General features: G+C 65.2%; 4 protein-coding genes and 1 riboswitch. All 4 genes read left to right on the top strand.

Features of this window, described 5'->3' with window-relative positions:
- Positions 1-493 (top strand): crosslink repair DNA glycosylase YcaQ family protein (locus EN991_RS26815; protein WP_164769386.1); only part of this gene is annotated, 493 nt, incomplete at its 5' end.
- A gap of 30 nt (positions 494-523) precedes the next feature.
- Positions 524-728: riboswitch (cobalamin riboswitch) on the top strand.
- Between the two features lie 38 nt (positions 729-766).
- The gene (locus EN991_RS26820; protein ID WP_013531088.1) at positions 767-1,195 is read left to right on the top strand and encodes a DUF1636 family protein; all 429 of its coding nucleotides are present in this window, start codon (positions 767-769) and stop codon (positions 1,193-1,195) included.
- A 2-nt stretch (positions 1,196-1,197) separates the two neighbouring features.
- Positions 1,198-2,235, top strand: coding sequence for a cobalamin biosynthesis protein CobW (gene cobW / locus EN991_RS26825; RefSeq protein ID WP_127369892.1), 1,038 nt, complete (start codon positions 1,198-1,200; stop codon positions 2,233-2,235).
- Positions 2,236-2,253: 18 nt separating this feature from the next.
- The coding region (locus EN991_RS26830; protein WP_206519253.1) for a cobaltochelatase subunit CobN at positions 2,254-3,856 on the top strand (1,603 nt) is incomplete at its 3' end.

Here is a 3,856-nt window from a genome sequence, read left to right on the forward strand (position 1 = left end):
GTCGCCGGCCGATATGAAAGGCCGGCTGGAGGAACTGGTTGAAACGGGCGAGTTGCTGCCGGTGCGCGTCGAAGGCTGGGACAAGCCCGCCTATCTTCATAAAGACGCGCGTCTGCCGCGCAAGATCGAGGCCCGCGCCCTGCTGGCGCCGTTCGATCCTGTCGTCTTCGAACGCTCGCGCACAGAGCGGCTGTTCGACTTCCACTACCGCATTGAGATCTACACGCCGGCCGACAAGCGGCAATACGGCTATTATGTCCTGCCGTTCCTGCTCGGCGACAGGATCGTGGCACGCGTCGACCTCAAGGCCGATCGCCCGGCCAGCATACTGCGCGTCCATGCAGCCTATGCGGAGCCCGGTGCGCCGCCTGAAACCGCTGCGGAGCTGTTCGAGGAATTGAAGCAGATGCAGGGTTGGCTCGGGCTCGAACGCATCGAAGTGACGCCTGCCGGGGATTTGGGGCCGGCGCTGGCCGACATAGCGGTGTCGTAAGCTCGCGTTGACACCGCCGCCCGCAAAAGCCTAAATCCGGTTCCAGATGGTCCCTTGCCCGCAACGGCAAGGGCTAAGAGGGAATGCGGTGCGGGGCAAAATCCCAAATCCGCGGCTGTCCCCGCAACTGTAAGCGAAGAGCCAAGGCCGAAAACCACTGGGAATTCCCGGGAAGGCGGCTACCCAAGGCGATGACTCGCGAGCCAGGAGACCTGCCGTCTGCGACTGTAGAATCCGATCGCCCGGCGGGTTTCCGGGCAAGGAGCCCGATCTTTGGACCACGACAGCAGTTTTTCGGCTGGCACAGCGGATATTTCGTCCGGCCATGATGATGCCTTGGCCGGCGTCACCATCATCGTCTGCGGCTCCTGCCGCAATGAGACCGGCTCCGACGCTCATCCCCGCGCCGGCGAGTTGCTGACGGACGACACGCGCCGCGCCGCCGCTGGCGACGATATCCGCATCCGCAGCGTCGAATGCCTTGGCAATTGCAAGCGGCGCCTCAGCGCCGCGATCCTGCGCGACGGCTGCTGGAGCTATGTCTTCGGCGACCTGACCGCGACCAGCGGCGCCGACCTCGTGACAGGCGCAAAGCTCTTCGCCACCTCGAAAGATGGCCTGATCCCGTGGCGTGGCCGCCCCGATAGCCTCAAGCGCGGCCTCGTGGCCCGCATTCCACCCATCGACATGCTGAAGGATTGACCATGACCACTTCCGTATCCCGCGTTCCCTGCACCGTCGTCACCGGCTTCCTCGGCGCCGGCAAGACGACGCTGGTCCGCCATCTCCTGGAAAACGCCGGCGGCAAGCGCATCGCCATCATCGTCAACGAATTCGGCGACATCGGCATCGATGGCGAGATCCTCAAGGGATGCGGTATCGACACCTGCCCCGAGGAAAACATCGTAGAACTGGCCAATGGCTGTATCTGCTGCACTGTCGCCGATGATTTCGTCCCGGCGCTCGACCAAATCCTGTCGCTGACGCCGAAGGTCGACCATATCCTGATCGAAACCTCGGGCCTGGCACTGCCCAAGCCGCTGGTCCAGGCCTTTCAGTGGCCGAGCGTGAAAAGCCGGGTGACCGTCGATGGCGTCATCGCCGTGGTCGACGGACCGGCATTGGCCGAAGGCCGCGTCGCCAACGACATGGAGGCCCTCCAGGCGCAGCGCGCCGGGGACGAGACGCTCGACCACGACGATCCGGTGGAAGAACTGTTCGAGGACCAGATCGCCTGCGCCGACCTGATCATCCTGTCGAAGAGCGACCTGATGGACGCCGCCGGCACCGCCCGCGCCAATGCCATCATTGGCGAACACTCCGCCCGCGCAGTGAAGATCGTGCCGACCTCGCATGGCAAGGTCGATCCCTCCGTGCTGCTCGGGCTCGGTCTCGCCGTCGAGGACGACATCGAGAACCGCAAATCCCATCATGACGGCGCCTTCGACCACGAGCATGACGACTTCGACACCTTCATTGTCGACATAGCCTCGGTCGCCAATCCCGATGAACTGGCAAAACGCGTCGCCACGGTCGCAGAAGAAGAGAACGTGCTGCGTGTAAAAGGCTTCGTCGAGGTCGGCGGCAAGCCGATGCGGCTGTTGCTGCAGGCCGTCGGGCCGCGCGTCAATCATTACTATGACCGCGCCTGGACCGCGCAGGACGACCGCCGCTCGCGCCTCGTCGTCATCGGCCTGAAAGGGCTGAACCGCCCGGCGATCGAGCGTATACTCGCCGGCTGATTTCGGACACGGATTGCGATGCACATCCTAACCACGACATCCGCCTCGCTCGACGACCTCGCCGAGCCGGTCGATCTGCGGCAGACGCCGGCGGATATCGTGGCGCTGTCCTTCACCGACAGCGACCTCGCCGGACTGGCGGCGGCGTGGAGGACCGATGCCGACCGCCTGCCCTCGATGCGGCTGGCCGCACTGCGCGACCTGCGCCATCCCATGTCCGTCGACCTCTGGGTCGACAGCGTCGCCCGCCATGCCAAGATCATCCTCGTGCGCATCCTCGGCGGCTACGACTGGTGGCGCTACGGCTGCGACCAGCTTGCCTCGACCGCCCGCGAACGCGGCATAAAACTGGCGCTGCTGCCCGGCGAATGCCGCGACGAGGATCTGCGCCTGATCGAAGCCTCGACGCTGCCGCGCGAGGAGTTGGACGGCCTGCTCGACTATTTCCGCGAGGGCGGCCCGGCGAATATGAGCGCACTGGTGCGGAAATTGGCGCGGCTGGCGGGGTCGGATGCGGAAGTTATCGGCCCGGTGGTGGTGCCGAAAGCTGGTTTTTACGTGCCTGGATGTGGAGTTGTGGAGAAGCCGGACTTATCGAATGCTGGCGCTTACAACGTCAACGCTCCTATCATCCCCATCCTGTTCTATCGCTCGATGCTGCTGGCCGCCGATGTCGCGCCCATCGATGCGCTTGTTGAAGCGCTGCGGCAGCGCGGCATCGACCCAGTCCCGATCTTCGTCTCCAGCCTCAAGGACCCGGCATCCCTGGCATTCGTGCAAACAGCACTGACGGCGCTGAAGCCCGCCGCCATCATCACCGCGACCGCTTTCGCCTCAGGCGCCGAACCCGGCATCGAAACGCTGTTCGACCGCGCCGGCGTGCCTGTCTTCCAGGTCATCGTCGCCACCACCCGCCGCGACATCTGGCAAAACAACCAGCGTGGCCTGGCACCCGCCGACCTCGCCATGCATGTCGTGCTGCCCGAACTCGACGGCCGCGTCCTCGCCGGCGCCATTTCCTTCAAGGGCGAGACCGAGACCGATCCCGCGCTTGGCCACCGCGCCTTCGCCAACCGGCCGGAACCGGATCGCGTGGCGCAGGTCGCTGACCGCGTCGCGGCCTTCATCAAGTTGCAGGAGACACCCCGCGCCGGGCGCAAGCTGGCGATCCTGATCCCGGATTATCCCAGTGCCCCTGGTCGAACCGGCTATGCCGTGGGCCTCGACGTGCCGTCCAGCGTGCTCGCCATGCTGCATGACCTGAAGGAGCAGGGCTATGTGATTGAGGGGATTCCGCAGACGCCGCGTGGGTTGCTGGATTTGCTGGAAGCCAGCGATACTGGATTGGCCTTAGATAACTACATTGCCTTCTCGACGGAGTTGCCGACTGCGGCAATCACTGCGGTCGAAGCCGCTTGGGGCAAAGCGGAAGACGAAACAGGTTTGCGCGGAAGCTTCCCCTTCCGCGCCGCCACCTTCGGCAACGTCACCATCGCCCTCGCCCCCGACCGCGGCCGCTCCGTCGACCGCCGCGCCGACTACCACGACCCGACGCTGCCCCCGCGCCATGCGCTGATCGCCTTCGGCCTCTGGCTGCGCAAGTCGCTCGGCGTCCACGCGC

Source organism: Mesorhizobium sp. M7A.F.Ca.US.005.03.2.1, from assembly GCF_003997795.1.
GTDB classification, from domain to species: domain Bacteria; phylum Pseudomonadota; class Alphaproteobacteria; order Rhizobiales; family Rhizobiaceae; genus Mesorhizobium; species Mesorhizobium ciceri.